This window comes from Pseudomonas sp. Hz4 (assembly GCF_054898165.1).
Genome location: NZ_CM142719.1, coordinates 4,802,617 through 4,819,512 on the forward strand (window position 1 = coordinate 4,802,617; position 16,896 = coordinate 4,819,512).

Sequence of the window (16,896 nt, forward strand, 5' to 3'; positions counted from 1 at the left end):
TCAGAGCGCACACGGCCGGCATGGGAACCTCCCCCAACTTCGCAAAACAATGGTTTACCGCTCGCGGCTGGAAGCCGTTCGTCTTTCAGAAACACGTGTGGGCGGCCGTTAAACGCGGTGAGTCCGGGTTGCTGCATGCCAGCACCGGCGCCGGTAAAACCTATGCCGTCTGGTTTGGCGCGCTTAATCGCTACGCCTCTTCTGTAGAACAACCTCGTAAACGAAAAACGCTTGCCGAACCGCTGACGGTGCTGTGGATAACGCCCATGCGCGCCCTGGCCGCCGACACCGCTCGCGCACTGGAAACCCCGCTACACGACCTGCAGATTCCATGGAGCGTCGGCCTGCGGACCGGCGATACCAGCAGCAGCGAACGTGCGCGCCAGAGTCGACGATTGCCCACCACGCTAATCACTACCCCGGAAAGCCTCACCCTGATGCTCGCCCGTGCTGACGCACACACTGCGCTGTCGACCCTGCGCATGGTGGTGGTCGACGAATGGCACGAACTGCTGGGCAACAAGCGCGGCGTGCAACTGCAACTGGCCCTTGCCCGTTTGCGCCGCTGGCATCCGGCGCTGATTGTCTGGGGCGTTTCCGCGACCCTGGGTAATCAGGCCCACGCCGAACAGGTGTTAATCCCACAGGGCACTGGCATCAGCGTCCAGGGCCAAACCCATAAAGAACTACGCGTCGACACGCTGCTGCCGCCCGCCATCGAGCGATTTCCATGGGCCGGGCACATCGGGCTGAAGATGTTGCCGCAGGTCATCGCCGAGATCGATTCCAGCCCCGGCAGCCTGGTGTTCACCAACACCCGTGCGCAATCGGAGATCTGGTATCAAGCCCTATTGGAAGCGCGCCCCGATTGGGCTGGATTGATTGCCTTGCATCACAGTTCACTGTCACGCGACACCCGCGACTGGGTCGAGCGCGCCCTCAAGGAAGGTCAGCTCAAAGCCGTTGTCTGCACGTCCAGTCTGGATTTGGGGGTGGACTTCCTGCCAGTGGAACGAGTGCTGCAAATCGGTTCGGCCAAAGGCGTGGCGCGACTGATGCAGCGTGCAGGTCGTTCCGGTCATGCACCAGGGCGAGTTTCACGGGTGACGCTGGTGCCGACGCATAGCCTCGAACTGATCGAGGCGGCTGCGGCACGGGACGCCGTAGCACAACGGCGAATTGAACCACGCGAGTCTCCCCATAAACCGCTGGATGTGCTCGTTCAGCATCTGGTCAGCATGGCGCTGGGAGGTGGTTTTCTGCCCGATGAGTTGTACGAGGAAGTCCGCGGCGCCTGGGCTTATCGCGACCTTACGCCGGCGGACTGGACTTGGGCGTTGGCTTTCGTTCGCCACGGCGGACTTTCCCTGACGACTTATCCGGATTATCGCCGGGTCGAACCGGATGAACACGGTGTCTGGCGCGTACCCGATGCGCGATTGGCCCGAAGGCATCGCATGAGCATCGGCACGATCGTCAGCGATGCGAGCATTCAGTTGAAGTTCTGGAGCAAAGGCGGTGGTGGCAAGCAACTGGGCAGCGTCGAGGAAGGGTTCATCGCACGGCTCAAGCCCGGTGACGGCTTTCTGTTCGCGGGGCGCTTGCTGGAGTTGGTGCGGGTGGAAAACATGACCGCCTATGTAAAACGCAGCATCGCGAAAAAAGCGGCGGTGCCGCGCTGGAATGGTGGGCGCATGCCACTGTCCAGCGAGTTGGCCAATGCGGTGGTCGCACGCTTTAGCGCGGCGGCGCAGGGCGAGTTCGCCGGGCCGGAAATGCGGGCGCTGCGTCCACTTTTAGAGGTGCAACAACGCTGGTCCGGGTTACCGACCTCGGACACTTTGCTGGCCGAAGCGCTGAAATCACGCGAAGGCTGGCACCTTTTCCTCTACCCTTTCGCCGGGCGTCAGGTCCATCTGGGGTTGGCGAGCTTGTTGGCATGGCGGGTCAGTCAGCAGCAGGCGGTGACGTTTTCTATTGCGGTGAATGATTACGGGCTGGAGTTACTCAGCGCTACCTGCGTGGATTGGTCCGACCCTCTGCCCACAGGACTATTAAGTCCGGAGCATCTGCTCAGGGATGTGCTCGCCAGTCTGAATGCCGGTGAACTCGCGCTTCGCCGTTTTCGGGAAATCGCACGAATTGCCGGGCTGGTGTTTGCCGGCTACCCCGGCGCACCGAAAAGCACCCGCCAGGTTCAGGCCTCGAGTGGCTTGTTTTTCGAAGTGTTCAAGCAATACGACGCCGGAAATCTGCTACTGGCCCAGGCAGGGGAAGAAGTCCTGCGGGAGGAATTGGATATTCATCGACTGAAACAGACGCTGGAGCGGATCAACCGACTGAAACTGGACCTGCATCACATTAAACGTCCTACGCCGCTCGGGTTTCCGCTGCTGGTGGAGCGCATGCGGGAAAGTATGAGTTCGGAAAAACTCGCGGATCGCATCAGGCGCATGGTCACAGATCTTGAAAAAACCGCCGGAACCGGGAAAGCCTGATGAATACGCCCTATCCCGTGCAATTGGCTGGCGAAGAATTGTGGCTGCTGCCAGAAAAAGCCATTTACTGGCCCGCCCAACAAGCGCTGCTGATTGCCGACGTGCATTTCGGCAAGGCTGCGGCCTATCGAAGCCTCGGCCAACCCGTGCCTCATGGCACCACCGCCAGCAACATTGCCGTGCTGGACGGAATACTGGCGGCCCTGCCCTGCCATCAGCTGATTTTCCTCGGGGATTTTCTTCACGGCCCCGGTTCCCACGCAACGGCGACACTAAACGCCTTGGCTGAATGGCGCGCCCGACACCGCGATTTGCCTATGACACTGATCCGCGGCAATCACGACAGGCGGGCGGGCGATCCGCCGGCCTCGTTAAACATTCGTGTGGTGCCCGACCCATTGCTGCTGGGGCCGTTTGCCTTGCAGCATGAACCCGACTCACACCCAGGCCGGCACGTAATCGCAGGCCATGTGCACCCGGTTTTTCGGCTGAACGGCCGGGGACGGCAGCGTCTGCGGCTGGCGTGTTTCAGGCTCGGTATGGAAATTAGCCTGCTACCGGCCTTCGGCGCGTTTACCGGCGGATATCAAGTCGAACGGGACGATAGCTGTAGGATTTTTGTCATCGGCGCCAATGAAATATGGCCAGTTAGCTGAAGTCTTTAAGGACATCAGTTGACTGGCCATTCATTCCAGCAACAGATCAAGCTACAGGCGCGGGAGGCGGTTCATCCGGCAGGGTGGGCTCACCGGGTTCGGCAGGTTGTTCGTTGGGGGTGTCGGGACCAGGCTGACGGGGGATGCCCCCTGCCATGCTGATGGGTGGATGTGCCAACAAGGACCAGGCCAAAACGCCAACCTGATTGGGCTCAAGCCTTGCCAGTTCGGCACTTATTCGGGGATCGATCTTCATAGAGCACTCCTGAGCGATGGCCCCGTGCGCGTTACGCGAACCGGGCAGTACACCTAATAGAGTACCTACCCGCTCAAGAATTCCCACGACTTGCCAAACGAACCGATCAAGTGCGTGGCAGGGTGACGCCGCGCTGGCCCTGATACTTGCCGCCACGGTCCTTGTAGGACACTTCGCACTCTTCGTCGGACTCGAAGAACAGCATCTGGGCCACGCCTTCGTTGGCGTAGATTTTTGCCGGCAACGTAGTGGTGTTGGAGAACTCCAGGGTCACATGGCCTTCCCACTCGGGCTCGAGCGGCGTCACGTTGACGATAATGCCGCAACGAGCGTAGGTACTTTTACCCAGGCAGATCGTCAGCACATTGCGCGGAATACGAAAGAATTCCACGGTGCGCGCCAAGGCAAAGGAGTTCGGCGGGATGATGCAGACATCGCTCTTGACGTCGACGAAGCTCTTCTCGTCGAAGTTCTTCGGATCAACGGTCGCCGAGTTGATATTGGTGAACACTTTGAATTCATCGGCGCAGCGTACGTCGTAGCCATAGCTCGACACGCCGTAGGAAATCACTCGGTCGGCGCCTTCGCCGCGCACCTGGCGCTCTACGAAGGGCTCGATCATGCCGTGCTCTTGCGCCATGCGGCGAATCCACTTGTCCGATTTGATGCTCATGGCGGGTGTCCTGAATAGCGAGGTGGAAAAAATCTGTCCGGCATCTTACCGGGCGCGCGCTTCGTGTTCAAAGTCCGGGGCACAATTCTCGCCAATCCCCCGTAAAATGCGGCCCTTCGCCGCAATCAGGCGCACCGTCAGTCATGAAAACAGAGAAACCTTCGCAGGAAGCATTGGCACGTTCCGGAAAAAGGGTTAAGGTGGCGCCACTGTGCTGCTTGTGTCACTGAGAATCTCTACACGATATGTTGAATTTCGATCCAACCATCTACAAGAATTTTTCCTGCTCTTTGCACTCAGTCTCGGCCAGGGTTCTTCCTGCGTCGCAGTTATCTTTGTTCAAGGAGTTACACCATGTCTAATCGCCAAACTGGTACCGTTAAGTGGTTCAACGATGAAAAAGGCTTCGGCTTCATCACTCCACAATCCGGTGACGACCTGTTCGTTCACTTCAAAGCTATCCAATCCGACGGCTTCAAAAGCCTGAAAGAAGGCCAACAGGTTTCTTTCATCGCTACCCGCGGTCAGAAAGGCATGCAAGCTGAAGAAGTTCAAGTTATCTAACTTGTACTTGCTTTAGTAAAAGCCCCGCCCTTAAAAGCGGGGCTTTTTTGTGCCTGTCTGTTTTGCAGGCAAAAAAAAAATCGCAGCCCATGGCTGCGATTTTTTGCGTCTTACCAGGTCACGCCAAACCCTGCGGTGTATCGAGTCTTGTCCAGATCGGCATCGTCGGTACCGCTGATAATGTCCCGCTCGGCCTTCAGGTTAAGCGACGCCCAATCGGTCACCTTGTAGCGCAAGCCCATTTCGGCATCGAGCGCGTAATCCGCCACGCCCGACAACGGCTTACCCACTTCACCATTCGTGAAGAACTCCACCTTCTTACCGATCAGGTAGCGGTTGTAATCCCACTTCATCGCCAGGGAATAGAAGTTTTCTTTGCCGCCGTCGGCGAACTCATAGTCCGTGCGGTTGACCAGCGAGCCCAGGGAGAATGCGCCCAACTCGTCGTCCCAGAACTGGTAACCGGGGCCTGTACCGACCGTGCGCTGGCGGGAAAGGTCTTCAACCTTGTCGCGCTTATAGACCGCCCGACCTTGCCAGAACCATTTCTCGGTCAGGAAGCGGTCGAGGGAGTACTCGCCCCGCCAGTTGTCCGTAGTGACCACGTCATCCTGGAATTCCCGGTTGTACTCGCCTTCCGCGGTGTGCCGCCACCGACCATGGCGCGCAGTGGTTTTGAAGTCGATGTCATAGTCATCGGTGTCTTTTTCCGCCCGCTGATAATCAAGCGCCGCGTCGACATTCCCCTTCCACACCAAATCCTCAACCACCGGTTTGGGCTTGAGGATCTGTTGGATACTGGCCAACTCGACGGTCTTGGGACCGTCGCCATTGGCCAAAGTAACCTTGCCGTCATCTGCCGCATGCAGCGCCTTGGCCTTTTCGCCCGTGTAGGCATCCTGTTTGACCAGCAATTGCTGATCACTTTCCAGGGTTTTAACCTGCTTCCAGTCGATAGGGACGGCACCGGCGTATTCGGTCTGGATCAACAGCTTGCCGCCATCGAAAACGGTGATCTTGCCGCTCAGCTTGTCACCGTTCTTCAACCAGACGGTATCGGCGAGCAAGGGCGTGGAAGCACTGGCGACAGCGAGGCACAGCAGAGTTCTGGACAACATAAGCAATACAGGCTCAAGTTTGCGAAAAAAAGTCGGCATTATCCATACGAATAAGACCCTAGCAAGGACTGACCCGACTATTTCTATTGAGTTCATTTCTCAATGGGTGATCCAGGATTTACTCTACAGACGGTAAGGCAAACTTTTTTCAGGAACTGCGGACGTGACCGACTCAACCACTGAAACCGATAGTCCGGCGCAAATCCGACGCACGGCGCTCTACCTGACGCTGGCCCAAGTCCCCGAGGGCAAAGTCGTGAGTTACGGCCAACTTGCCGAGCTGGCGGGATTGGGTCGCGCCGCCCGCTTTGTCGGGCGGACACTGAGCCAACTGCCGGGTGACAGCAAATTACCCTGGCACCGCGTACTCGGTGCCGGCGGGCGTATCAGCCTGCCTGCGGGCAGTCCTTCGGGGGATGAACAACGCGCGCGTTTGCGCATGGAGGGCATCAGTATCCTGAACAATCGTGTTGATATTCAGCGCCATGGCTGGCGCCCGGTAGAGCACAGCGGTTAGAGTGCGCGCTTTGTTTCCGTATTTCTTGAGGCAGACTTCAGCCCATGCCCCGTAAAACCTGGCGCGCCGCGCTCGCCGCCTATGCCAGCCCCTCGACGCTCGTACTGTTGCTGCTTGGTTTCGCCGCCGGCCTGCCCTACATGCTGGTGTTTTCGACACTTTCGGTCTGGCTGCGCGAAGCCGGCGTGGCTCGCGAAACCATCGGCTATGCAAGCCTGATAGGCCTGGCCTATGCCTTTAAGTGGGTCTGGTCACCGCTGCTCGACCAATGGCGCCTGCCATTCCTCGGCAAGCTCGGGCGACGACGTTCCTGGCTGGTGCTTTCCCAGGCACTGGTCATCCTCGGCTTGATCGGGATGGGTTTCTGCGACCCGCAAAAGCATTTGTCCTGGCTGATCGCCATTGCCGTGGTTGTCGCCTTCGCTTCGGCGACGCAAGACATCGCGGTCGACGCCTATCGCCTGGAAATCGCCGACGACAGTCGCCAGGCCGCGCTTGCCGCCAGTTATATGTCCGGGTATCGGATTGCAGCGTTGCTGGCCACCGCCGGCGCCCTGTTCTTCGCGGAAGGCTTCGGCTCCACCGGTTTCAACTATAAACATTCAGCATGGGCCGGCACCTACATCCTGTTCGGCGCCTTGATGGTTCCGGCGCTGCTGACCTCCCTCTTCATGCGCGAACCGCCGGTGCCCCTGCGCACGCAACTGCAGGCCGGGCGCTACAGCTTTGTGCATCAACTGGCTTCGGTTTTTGTGCTAATCGTGCTGTTGGTGTCCGTACCGGCCATGTTCACTCAGTTCTATAACACGGACTTTGCCAGCGTGCTGTTCGAAAGCACGAGCGTGCTTGACCTGCTGCTCGACGACCGCGCGTTCCTGCGGGCGATCCTCTACACCACGCTTACTGCCCTGTGCCTTTCGGCCATGGGCCGCCGCGGCCTGGCGCCGGTGCTGACGCCGATCAACGACTTTATTCTGCGGTACCGCTGGCAGGCGTTTTTGCTGCTCGGGCTGATTGCCACCTATCGGATGTCCGATACGGTCATGGGCGTTATGGCCAACGTGTTCTACATTGATCAGGGCTTCACCAAGGATCAGATTGCCAGCGTCAGCAAGATCTTTGGCCTGATCATGACGTTGGTTGGCGCCGGCATGGGCGGCCTGCTGATCGTGCGCTTTGGCATCCTTCCGATTCTGTTCATCGGCGGCATCACGTCGGCCGGCACCAACCTGCTGTTCCTGATGCTCGCCGACATGGGCGCCAACCTGAACATGCTGATTGGCACCATCTCCCTGGACAACTTCAGCTCGGGCCTGGCGACCTCGGCGTTCGTCGCCTACCTGTCAAGCCTGACCAACCTCAAATTCTCCGCAACCCAGTACGCCCTGCTCAGCTCGATCATGCTCTTGCTGCCACGCCTGATCGGCGGTTACTCAGGTGTCATGGTGGAGAAGTTCGGCTATCACAACTTCTTCCTGATCACCGCCCTGTTAGGCGTGCCGACCTTGCTGTTGATCGCCTTGCACTGGTTCCAGGAGAGCCGTCGTGCAGGTCCGACACCAACGCCAGAACCGGTTCCGACCCAGGTCGCGGAAGAATCGTAGGCTCGTAACAAAGGAAGCATCGCAGAGGGTGCGGCGATTCCCGCCCTCCTGCCACACCGCCGACCGCACGCCTGTACGCCAGCAGATCTCGCCCGTACAATGCTCCGTCATTTCTCGTCATCAGCAACCGACAACGGCCAACCATGCGCACCAGTCAATTTTTGCTCGCCACACAGAAAGAAACGCCTTCCGACGCGGTCGTGATCAGCCACCAGCTGATGCTGCGCGCCGGCATGATCCGCAAGCTTGCCTCGGGCCTGTACACCTGGCTGCCGATGGGCTTGCGAGTGATGCGCAAAGTCGAAGCCGTCGTTCGTGAAGAAATGAACGCCGCTGGCTCTCTCGAAGTGTTGATGCCGAGCACCCAACCGGCTGAGCTGTGGCAGGAATCCGGTCGCTGGGAAGAATACGGCCCTGAATTGTTGCGCTTCAAGGATCGCCACGGTCGCGACTTCTGCGCCGGCCCGACTCACGAAGAAGTGATCACCGACCTGATGCGCAACGAGTTGAGCAGCTACAAACAGCTGCCGATCAACCTGTACCAGATCCAGACCAAATTCCGTGACGAAATCCGTCCACGTTTCGGTTTGATGCGCGGTCGCGAATTCATCATGAAGGACGCCTACTCCTTCCACGCTGACCAGCCATCGCTGCAGATCACCTACGACCGCATGCACCAGGCGTATTGCAACGTGTTCACCCGTCTGGGCCTGAAGTTCCGCCCGGTTGAAGCCGACAACGGCTCCATCGGCGGTGCCGGTTCCCACGAGTTCCACGTGCTGGCCGAGTCCGGCGAAGACGATATCGCCTTCAGCAACGGCTCCGACTACGCCGCTAACATCGAAAAAGCCGAAGCCGTGCCGCGCGAAACGTCCCGCGCCGCACCGAGCGAAGCGCTGCGCCTGGTCGACACGCCGAACGCCAAGACCATTGCGCAACTGGTCGAAGGCTTCAATCTGCCGATCGAAAAGACCATCAAGACCCTGGTGGTTCACGCTGAAGAGCAAGGCAAGCTGATTGCCCTGATCATCCGTGGCGACCACGAGCTGAACGAAATCAAGGCCGGCAACCAGCCGGGCGTTGCCAGCCCTCTGGTCATGGCATCCGAAGCCGAACTGCGCGACGCCATTGGCGCCGGTGCCGGCTCCCTTGGCCCGTTGAACCTTCCACTGCCAATCATCATCGACCGCTCTGTCGAGTTGATGAGCGACTTCGGCATCGGTGCCAACATCGACGACAAGCACTACTTCGGCGTGAACTGGGAGCGCGATCTGCCGGTTCCAACCGTTGCCGACCTGCGCAACGTCGTCGCCGGCGACCCAAGCCCGGACGGCAAAGGCACCCTGGAAATCAAGCGCGGCATCGAAGTCGGGCACATTTTCCAGCTGGGCGACAAGTACAGCAAAGCGATGAAGTGCGAAGTGCTAGGCGACAACGGCAAGCCAGTCACCCTGCAAATGGGTTGCTACGGCATCGGCGTTTCCCGTGTGGTGGCGGCTGCCATCGAGCAGGGCAACGACGCCAACGGGATCATCTGGAGCGACACGCTGGCTCCGTTCCAGATTGCTCTGGTACCGCTGCGCTACGAAACCGAACAGGTTCGCGAAGCCACCGACAAGCTGTATGCAGAACTGACTGCAGCCGGCTTCGAAGTATTGCTGGACGACCGCGACAAGAAAACCAGCCCGGGCATCAAGTTCGCGGACATGGAGCTGATCGGCATTCCTCACCGGATCGTGGTCAGTGACCGCGGCCTCGCCGAAGGCAATCTGGAATACAAGAGCCGTACCGAACCCGAAGCGCAAGCGCTGCCGGTCGCTGACGTGCTGTCCTTCCTCCAGGCCCGTATCCGCCGCTGAAACCAGATAGAGAAGTCATGTTCAAGCGAAACACCTTAGGCCTCGGTGGTGCCGCCCTGTGCGGCACCCTGCTGGTCAGCGGCTGTGCCAATCACATGTCGCAACGCAGCGAGCACGAGGAACGTGTCGAGCGCAAATTGCTCGATCACAGCCTGCAGATCGATGTCGGCGAGCCAAAGGTGCTTGAGCTGCCGCAACGTCGGGTGAAGATCCACGAACAGAAGACTTTCGAAGTCACTGAATTCGAAGTCACCCGCCACTACGACCGCTACACGCCTTACCAACCCTGGCGGGAGGCTTACGAAATCCCGCTGGGTGCGGTGGCCGTGGTGGCCGGGGTCGGTGCGAACGTGGTCAACGTGTTCGCCCTCGGCAACCTGCCGGACAGCGTGACGAAAGATTGGTTGAGCTACGGTTTCGCCGGGCTCAACCCGTTCATGAACGCGCAGTCTCATGGTCGCGCGCAACAGAACCTGGCGGGAATCGACGAGGTCCAGCTCGACAAGCGCACCGAATACTCAAGCCTGCCATGGAGCGAGCGTCCGGTTGAGGTCAAGGCCGGCAAGGAAACGTTCAACCTGAGCACCGACAAAAACGGCGTACTGCGCGTGAACCTGCTGGACAGCCCGTTCGCCGAACATGACATCAATCATCTGAGCCGACTGCTGATCAGTGTCGAAGATGCCCAAGACGAAGTGCACACCGATTCGTCCCTGGCGGTCAGCAGTTCCTTGCGTGGCAAGCTGCTCGAAGCTCACGGGCTGATTTACGACGACCTCGAAGACGACGAAGTGAGCCAGTGGGTACACCGGGTCAAACGTCTGTCGGAACTGGGTCTGGAAGAAGAAGCCACCGAGCTGGAACAGAGCCTGATCGAACTGACGCGCAACGATCCTGAGTTGCAGACCGAATTCCTCAAGTCGCTGACCAAGGATGCCGGGCGACTGGTAGCCGATCCGGGACCGAATTAAACCCGGAAAAGCTTCGCGGGCAAGCCTCGCTCCTACAGATTTGGGTTGAACGCGGTATCGCGCACGACACAAATCCGTAGGAGCGAGGCTTGCCCGCGAAGAGGCCATCACATTCACCGCAAATCTACCGCTCAAACAACTCCATCTGCTCAAACCCACCCCGCAAATCCTCCAGCCGCACTCCAATCCCCAACAAACGCACCGGTTTGCCGCCGCGATTGAACGCCTGGGTCAGCAACAACTGATAGCTCCCCAAATCCCGCCCTGCCCCGGCCTGCTCCAGAGTGGTCTGGGTGAAGTCATGGAATTTCACTTTGACGAACGGCTTGCCCGGCCGATAGCTGCTGTCGATTCGCGCCATGCGGCCGGCGAGGGTTTCCAGCAACTCAGGTAATTTATCAAGGCAGCTCAACAGATCCGGCAGGTCCACGTCGTAGGTGTTTTCGACGCTGATCGACTGCCGGCGACTGTCGTTGTGCACTAACCGGTCATCGATCCCACGAGCCAGGCTCCAGAGTCGCTCGCCGAAGCTGCCGAATTCCCGCACAAGCGCCAATTTGTCCCATTCGCGCAGATGCGAGCAATCAACAATACCCAGCTTGCCCAGTTTGTCTGCAGTCACCTTGCCAACGCCGTGCAGCTTGCTCACCGGCAAACCACTGACAAAATCCTCGACCTGATCCGGCGTGATGACAAACAAGCCGTTGGGCTTCTTCCAGTCGCTGGCGATCTTGGCCAGAAACTTGTTCGGCGCTACGCCAGCCGAAACGGTGATGTGCAGCTGATTAGAGACACGACGGCGAATGTCTTGGGCGATCCGCGTGGCGCTGCCGCCGAAATGCGCGCACTCCGACACGTCGAGGTAGGCCTCATCCAGCGAAAGCGGCTCGATCAAGTCGGTGTAATCACGAAATATCGTGTGAATTTCCTTAGAAGCCTCTCTATAGGCCTCCATACGCGGCTTGACGATGGTCAGATCAGGGCACAGCTTCAAGGCGTGGCCGGAAGACATGGCCGAGCGCACCCCATACGCCCGCGCTTCATAATTGCAGGTGGCGATCACGCCGCGCCGATCCGCCGAACCACCCACCGCCAGCGGCTTACCGGCCAGGCGCGGGTCGTCACGCATCTCGATGGCAGCGTAGAAGCAGTCACAATCGACGTGGATGATTTTTCGCTGCGTCATATAAAAGCAGTGTTCATGGTGAAGAAATGGAGTCTTGGCGAGTCAGATCGGCAGTATCTCACTGACACCTGTATATAGCACCAGTACTCAGAATGTTCTTTTCCACTCGTAGGAAAAGTGCCTAATGCATTTATTTTTTCAATCGAAAAGCGCCACCCGATAGAGCTGAAAGCCTTGCCATACCAGCCTTACAGCCAATCACCCACCCTTCTTTTAAAGCTAAGCGATTGAACAGGAAGAGGTTTTCTCTGAATTGAAGGTTGACAGCCCGCCGATCCTCTGTAGAATGCCGACACACAGACGCGGGATGGAGCAGTCTGGTAGCTCGTCGGGCTCATAACCCGAAGGTCGTCGGTTCAAATCCGGCTCCCGCAACCAAACATCAAAAAAGGCTACTCGAAAGAGTGGCCTTTTTTGTGCGTGCTTGTTTTGTAAAAATGAAGTGCTACGCCTACACGGCGCAGAAATGAGAAATGGTTCTAATTCCGAAACCTAGGTCTCCCCCACGACCGTTCGCCGCTCATTTACGCTAATTTGACACTATTCAGGATTAAGGGTTGACACCCAGGCGTATCTCTATAGAATGCCGCCACACAGACGCGGGATGGAGCAGTCTGGTAGCTCGTCGGGCTCATAACCCGAAGGTCGTCGGTTCAAATCCGGCTCCCGCAACCAAACATCAAAAAAGGCTACTCGAAAGAGTGGCCTTTTTTGTATCTGTTGAAAAAGTCCTTTCGCAACAATGACCTGCCACTGTGTAGTCAGCCGTTCGTGATCACCCCTACTTCGAGCCCAGACTAAGCTGAACCGCAGACAAAACCCTCTATGACTGATGACGCACCCTCACCAATACCCGGTGAGAGGCGTTAATATTTGTGATTATTTTTTCTACAGGGATTGGTAACTTGGCTGGATACCCCCATCCTGTCGCGCACAATCCAAGAGGTGATTGATGCGCGCCAACTCGTCTGATTCACAAGACACCGTCACAGCGACACAACCGATCAAGGCCGAGCGTCTGCGCTTGCTTGATCGAATCAGCAAATACCGCCAGCCCATCGGCTTGGCAGCTACTTTGCTGTTGTTCGCTATCGCGCTGATTGCCTGTCGCCACCTGTTGAGCGAACTCGACCTGTACGCTCTGCATGACTCGATTCTCGACGTTCCGAAACCGGCATTATTGGGCGCGCTGGGCGCAACCGTGGTCGGCTTTATTATTCTGCTGGGCTACGAATGGTCGGCCAGCCGCTATGCGGGCGTGACACTGGCGCCGCGAATCCTGGCCCTGGGCGGGTTCACCGCATTCGCCATCGGCAATGCCATCGGCCTTTCGATGCTTTCGGGGGGCTCGGTTCGTTACCGTTTATATGCGCGTCATGGCCTGGGAGCTTCTGAAGTCGCCCACATGACGCTGTTCGCCAGCCTCTCGCTCGGCTGCGCCCTGCCCCCACTGGCCGCCCTCGCCACCCTCAGCAACTTGCCTGCCGCCTCTGCCGCGCTGGGTTTGTCCGAGACGCTGCTTGGCGCGATTGCGGTGGCCGTACTGCTGCTGTTTACGGTACTGGCCATCGGCATCTACCGCCGCCGCCTGCCAGAACAGCCTTATCCGGACAACCTGCTGGTCAAGGCTGGACGCCGCACTTTGCGCCTGCCGGGCCGTCGCCTGACGTTCCTGCAACTGATCATCACGGCCCTGGACGTCGCCGCCGCGGCAACCGTGCTCTATTTGCTGCTGCCTGAAGCGCCGCCCTTTGGCGCGTTCCTCCTGGTGTACCTGCTCGCCCTGGCCGCCGGTGTGCTCAGCCACGTTCCCGGCGGTGTCGGGGTGTTCGAAGCAATTCTGCTGGCCGCCTTCTCCGACAAACTCGGCGCCGCGCCACTCGCTGCCGCCCTGCTGCTCTATCGCATGATCTATGTGGTGCTGCCGTTGCTGGTGGCCTGCTTATTCCTGCTGATCAACGAAGGTCAGCGCCTGTTTCAATCGCGCCAGTCTTTAAGGGTGGCGTCCGGCCTGGCCGCGCCGATTCTGGCGGTGCTGGTATTTCTGTCCGGCGTGGTGTTGCTGTTCTCCGGCGTCACCCCGGAAATCGACACACGCCTGGAACACATCGGCTTTCTGATCCCGCATCGACTGGTCGACGCCTCGCACTTCGGTGCCAGCCTGGTTGGCGTACTGTGCTTGCTGCTGGCTCAAGGGCTGCGCCGCCGACTGTCGGCCGCCTGGATGCTGACCACCATATTGTTGCTGGTCGGCGCCCTGCTCTCGCTGCTCAAGGGCTTCGATTGGGAAGAAGCCTGCCTGCTGACCCTGACTGCAAGCTTGCTAGGGGTTTTCCGCAGCTCGTTCTATCGCCCCAGCCGCCTGACCGAACTGCCGTTCTCGCCGCTGTATCTGGTGGCCAGCCTGTGCGTACTCGGTGCGTCGATCTGGCTGTTGCTGTTCGCCTATCAGGACGTCCCGTACAGCCACCAACTCTGGTGGCAGTTCACCCTCGACGCTGACGCGCCACGGGGCTTGCGCTCGCTGCTCGGCGCCGCGGTCCTGCTGGTGGTGGTGTCCCTGACCTGGCTGTTGCGCACCGCGCGCCCGGTGATCCATCTGCCAACGCCGGATGAACTGGATCGCGCGGTAAAGATCCTCATGGCCTCCGCACAACCGGATGGCGGCCTGGCCCTGACCGGTGACAAGGCGCTGCTGTTTCACCCCAACGACGAGGCGTTCCTGATGTACGCCCGCCGTGGTCGCAGCCTGGTGGCCTTGTATGACCCGATCGGCCCGACCCAGCAACGGGCGGAAATGATCTGGCAGTTCCGCGACCTCTGCGACATCCACCACGCCCGCCCTGTGTTCTATCAAGTGCGCGCCGAGAACCTGCCGTACTACATGGACATCGGCCTGACCGCGATCAAGCTCGGCGAAGAAGCCCGGGTCGATCTGCTTCGCTTTGATCTCGAAGCCAAGGGCAAAGAGATGAAAGACCTGCGTTACACCTGGAACCGTGGCACTCGCGATGGCCTGTCGCTGGAGATCTTTGATCCGGGGCAAGCGCCAATGGATGAGCTCAAGGTGATTTCCGATGCCTGGCTGACCGGCAAAAACGTGCGCGAGAAAGGCTTCTCGCTCGGCCGTTTCAGCGATGACTACCTCAAGCATTTCCGCGTCGCGGTGATTCGTTTCGAAGGGCGCCCGGTGGCGTTCGCCAACCTGCTCGAGACCTACGGCCATGACCTGGCCAGCCTCGACCTGATGCGCGCGCACCCGGACGCCCCCAAGCTGACCATGGAGTTCATGATGGTCGGCCTGATTCAACATTATAAAAATCATGGATACGCACGCTTCAGCCTGGGCATGGTGCCGTTGTCGGGGTTGCAACCCCGTCGTGGTGCACCACTGACCCAGCGTCTGGGCTCGATGGTTTTCCGCCGTGGTGAGCAGCTCTACAACTTCCAAGGTTTGCGCCGCTTCAAAGACAAATTCCAGCCTGACTGGGAACCTCGTTATATGGCCGTGCCCGCCGGACTCGATCCGCTGGTTGCCCTGGCCGACACTGCCGCCCTGATTGCGGGCGGCTTGACTGGATTGGTGAAACGCTGATGATTCAACGCTCCTTGCGGTACGTACTGGCCACACTGGTAGTGTTGGCCCTGATTCTCGGTGGCGGTTACTGGTACCTGAAACGCCCGGCGCCCGAACCGACCCTCGAACGGCTGACCCCGGCCGATGGCGCCGCGATGACCCGTGTCATCCCGGGTAACACGCCACGCGCCCAAGTGCTGGTGGCGGTCGATGAAGACCAGAAGCTCAGCGACAAACAATTGATAACCCTGAGCCGCACCGGCTCGGCGCAGATTGTTCAGGTGATCCTGCCCAAAGACTGCTTGCTGCAAAGTCGCGCCCTGCAATCGGCCCTGAGAGAGCTCAAAAGCCCGGCGACCCTGGTCAGCGGCATCGGCCCTGGCGCCGTGCTGGCGTGGCGCTGGTTGTCCGAGCAGAAGGACGACAAGGCTCAAGCCGTTTCGGTGGATTTGGCCCTGGAAAAAACCGGCTGCACGCACCTGTTGCCGAAAAGCGCCACTCACGGTCACTGGTTGGTGGCCTGGAACGACAACCCGGACGACACCAGCGCCGGCTTCGTGCGCGACCAACCCAACGCCGAAACCAGCATCAGCGACTACGACATCAACCTGCCCCAAGTGCTGAACAACGAACTGCGCAAGATCCTCGTTGGCGGCGATAAAGCTGCGGGCGGTCTGCAGATCCCGGTGGTTGAAGTCCCGGCCGGTCAGGCCAAGGACACTGTCACCCTGTTCCTTTCCGGTGATGGCGGCTGGCGCGACCTGGACCGTGACGTCGCGGGCGAGATGGCGAAGATCGGCTACCCGGTGGTCGGCATCGACACCCTGCGCTACTACTGGCAGCACAAGAGCCCGGAGCAAAGCGCTCTGGACCTGGCCGAACTGATGCAGCACTACCGGCAGAAATGGGGCACCAAACGCTTCATCCTGACCGGCTATTCGTTCGGCGCCGACGTCCTGCCGGCGATCTACAACCGACTGGCCGAATCGGAGCAGCAACGCGTCGATGCGATCATCCTGCTGGCCTTCGCCCGCACCGGCAGCTTCGAAATCGAAGTCGAAGGCTGGCTCGGCAACGCCGGCAAAGAAGCTGCCACCGGCCCGGAAATGGCCAAGCTGCCGCCGGAGAAAGTGGTGTGCATCTACGGAGAAGAAGAAGTCGACGAGAGCGGCTGCACCGACAAGACCGCGGTGGGCGAAGCGATGAAACTGCCTGGCGGTCATCACTTCGACGAGAACTACCCGGCGCTGGCCCAGCGTTTGGTGGACATCATCGAGAAGCGTCAGGCCAAGGACGAGACGGCTCAGGAGTGATCTGAGCCCCACACGAAAAGCCCCCGCTACCTCACGATTGCGGGGGCTTTTTACATGTACAAACATGAAGCGCTACCAGCTAGCCGGACTGCATGTGGATGTTC

The 16,896-nt window shown here is 59.4% G+C and carries 13 protein-coding genes and 2 tRNA genes; 11 read left to right on the forward strand and 4 right to left on the reverse strand.

Annotation, left to right across the window (positions count from 1 at the left end):
- Window positions 1–20: 20 nt before the first annotated feature.
- Window positions 21–2,498 (forward strand): ligase-associated DNA damage response DEXH box helicase, encoded by a 2,478-nt coding sequence (locus tag ACYZTR_RS22035; protein ID WP_461973800.1) that lies wholly within the window; start codon window positions 21–23, stop codon window positions 2,496–2,498.
- A complete protein-coding gene (pdeM, locus tag ACYZTR_RS22040) occupies window positions 2,498–3,154 on the forward strand; it encodes a ligase-associated DNA damage response endonuclease PdeM (protein ID WP_461973802.1) in 657 nt (218 codons plus the stop codon). Before ACYZTR_RS22035 ends, pdeM begins: the two co-directional genes overlap by 1 nt.
- A gap of 46 nt (window positions 3,155–3,200) precedes the next feature.
- On the opposite strand, the gene ACYZTR_RS22045 is transcribed toward pdeM, so the two are convergent.
- Window positions 3,201–3,410: a hypothetical protein gene (locus ACYZTR_RS22045; RefSeq protein WP_461973804.1), complete on the reverse strand. Its 210-nt coding sequence runs from the start codon at window positions 3,408–3,410 to the stop codon at window positions 3,201–3,203.
- 106 nt (window positions 3,411–3,516) lie between these two features.
- Window positions 3,517–4,083, reverse strand: a complete 567-nt coding sequence (gene dcd, locus ACYZTR_RS22050) for a dCTP deaminase (RefSeq protein WP_282376893.1) — start codon at window positions 4,081–4,083, stop codon at window positions 3,517–3,519.
- 354 nt (window positions 4,084–4,437) lie between these two features.
- On the opposite strand from dcd, the gene ACYZTR_RS22055 reads away from it, so the two are divergent.
- Window positions 4,438–4,647, forward strand: a complete 210-nt coding sequence (locus tag ACYZTR_RS22055; protein WP_002554837.1) for a cold-shock protein — start codon at window positions 4,438–4,440, stop codon at window positions 4,645–4,647.
- A gap of 110 nt (window positions 4,648–4,757) precedes the next feature.
- Here ACYZTR_RS22055 and ACYZTR_RS22060 read toward each other — a convergent pair whose 3' ends face one another.
- Complete coding sequence (locus tag ACYZTR_RS22060; protein WP_461973806.1) at window positions 4,758–5,765, reverse strand: DUF481 domain-containing protein; 1,008 nt, start codon at window positions 5,763–5,765, stop codon at window positions 4,758–4,760.
- Window positions 5,766–5,928: 163 nt separating this feature from the next.
- On the opposite strand from ACYZTR_RS22060, the gene ACYZTR_RS22065 reads away from it, so the two are divergent.
- From ACYZTR_RS22065 to ACYZTR_RS22080, 4 genes are all read left to right on the forward strand, one after another.
- Complete coding sequence (locus ACYZTR_RS22065; RefSeq protein ID WP_008153938.1) at window positions 5,929–6,282, forward strand: MGMT family protein; 354 nt, start codon at window positions 5,929–5,931, stop codon at window positions 6,280–6,282.
- A 44-nt stretch (window positions 6,283–6,326) separates the two neighbouring features.
- On the forward strand, window positions 6,327–7,886 hold the full coding sequence (locus tag ACYZTR_RS22070; protein ID WP_461973808.1) for an AmpG family muropeptide MFS transporter: 1,560 nt from the start codon (window positions 6,327–6,329) through the stop codon (window positions 7,884–7,886).
- A 143-nt stretch (window positions 7,887–8,029) separates the two neighbouring features.
- On the forward strand, window positions 8,030–9,745 hold the full coding sequence (locus tag ACYZTR_RS22075) for a proline--tRNA ligase (protein ID WP_461973810.1): 1,716 nt from the start codon (window positions 8,030–8,032) through the stop codon (window positions 9,743–9,745).
- 17 nt (window positions 9,746–9,762) lie between these two features.
- Window positions 9,763–10,716: a hypothetical protein gene (locus ACYZTR_RS22080; protein ID WP_461973812.1), complete on the forward strand. Its 954-nt coding sequence runs from the start codon at window positions 9,763–9,765 to the stop codon at window positions 10,714–10,716.
- Window positions 10,717–10,840: 124 nt separating this feature from the next.
- Here ACYZTR_RS22080 and dinB read toward each other — a convergent pair whose 3' ends face one another.
- The gene (dinB, locus tag ACYZTR_RS22085; RefSeq protein WP_461973814.1) at window positions 10,841–11,902 is read right to left on the reverse strand and encodes a DNA polymerase IV; all 1,062 of its coding nucleotides are present in this window, start codon (window positions 11,900–11,902) and stop codon (window positions 10,841–10,843) included.
- Between the two features lie 301 nt (window positions 11,903–12,203).
- Between dinB and ACYZTR_RS22090 the strand changes: the two genes are divergently transcribed.
- The 4 genes from ACYZTR_RS22090 to ACYZTR_RS22105 all read left to right on the forward strand — a co-directional run bounded on the left by ACYZTR_RS22090 (window position 12,204) and on the right by ACYZTR_RS22105 (window position 16,792).
- Window positions 12,204–12,280 (forward strand) — tRNA-Met (locus ACYZTR_RS22090).
- A gap of 220 nt (window positions 12,281–12,500) precedes the next feature.
- A tRNA-Met gene (locus tag ACYZTR_RS22095) sits at window positions 12,501–12,577 on the forward strand.
- Between the two features lie 277 nt (window positions 12,578–12,854).
- Window positions 12,855–15,497, forward strand: a complete 2,643-nt coding sequence (gene mprF / locus ACYZTR_RS22100) for a bifunctional lysylphosphatidylglycerol flippase/synthetase MprF (RefSeq protein ID WP_461973816.1) — start codon at window positions 12,855–12,857, stop codon at window positions 15,495–15,497.
- Complete coding sequence (locus tag ACYZTR_RS22105) at window positions 15,497–16,792, forward strand: virulence factor family protein (protein ID WP_461973818.1); 1,296 nt, start codon at window positions 15,497–15,499, stop codon at window positions 16,790–16,792. Before mprF ends, ACYZTR_RS22105 begins: the two co-directional genes overlap by 1 nt.
- The last annotated feature ends 104 nt before the right edge of the window (window positions 16,793–16,896 follow it).

What these genes read in the sequence shown, in the direction of transcription:
- ACYZTR_RS22055 (WP_002554837.1), top strand. Translation starts at nt 4,438, where the DNA reads ATGTCTAATCGCCAAACTGGTACCGTTAAGTGGTTCAACGATGAAAAA.
- pdeM (WP_461973802.1), top strand. Translation starts at nt 2,498, where the DNA reads ATGAATACGCCCTATCCCGTGCAATTGGCTGGCGAAGAATTGTGGCTG.
- ACYZTR_RS22035 (WP_461973800.1), top strand. Translation starts at nt 21, where the DNA reads ATGGGAACCTCCCCCAACTTCGCAAAACAATGGTTTACCGCTCGCGGC.
- ACYZTR_RS22070 (WP_461973808.1), top strand. Translation starts at nt 6,327, where the DNA reads ATGCCCCGTAAAACCTGGCGCGCCGCGCTCGCCGCCTATGCCAGCCCC.
- ACYZTR_RS22105 (WP_461973818.1), top strand. Translation starts at nt 15,497, where the DNA reads ATGATTCAACGCTCCTTGCGGTACGTACTGGCCACACTGGTAGTGTTG.
- ACYZTR_RS22045 (WP_461973804.1), bottom strand. Translation starts at nt 3,410, where the DNA reads ATGAAGATCGATCCCCGAATAAGTGCCGAACTGGCAAGGCTTGAGCCC.
- dcd (WP_282376893.1), bottom strand. Translation starts at nt 4,083, where the DNA reads ATGAGCATCAAATCGGACAAGTGGATTCGCCGCATGGCGCAAGAGCAC.
- dinB (WP_461973814.1), bottom strand. Translation starts at nt 11,902, where the DNA reads ATGACGCAGCGAAAAATCATCCACGTCGATTGTGACTGCTTCTACGCT.
- ACYZTR_RS22075 (WP_461973810.1), top strand. Translation starts at nt 8,030, where the DNA reads ATGCGCACCAGTCAATTTTTGCTCGCCACACAGAAAGAAACGCCTTCC.
- ACYZTR_RS22060 (WP_461973806.1), bottom strand. Translation starts at nt 5,765, where the DNA reads ATGTTGTCCAGAACTCTGCTGTGCCTCGCTGTCGCCAGTGCTTCCACG.
- ACYZTR_RS22080 (WP_461973812.1), top strand. Translation starts at nt 9,763, where the DNA reads ATGTTCAAGCGAAACACCTTAGGCCTCGGTGGTGCCGCCCTGTGCGGC.
- mprF (WP_461973816.1), top strand. Translation starts at nt 12,855, where the DNA reads ATGCGCGCCAACTCGTCTGATTCACAAGACACCGTCACAGCGACACAA.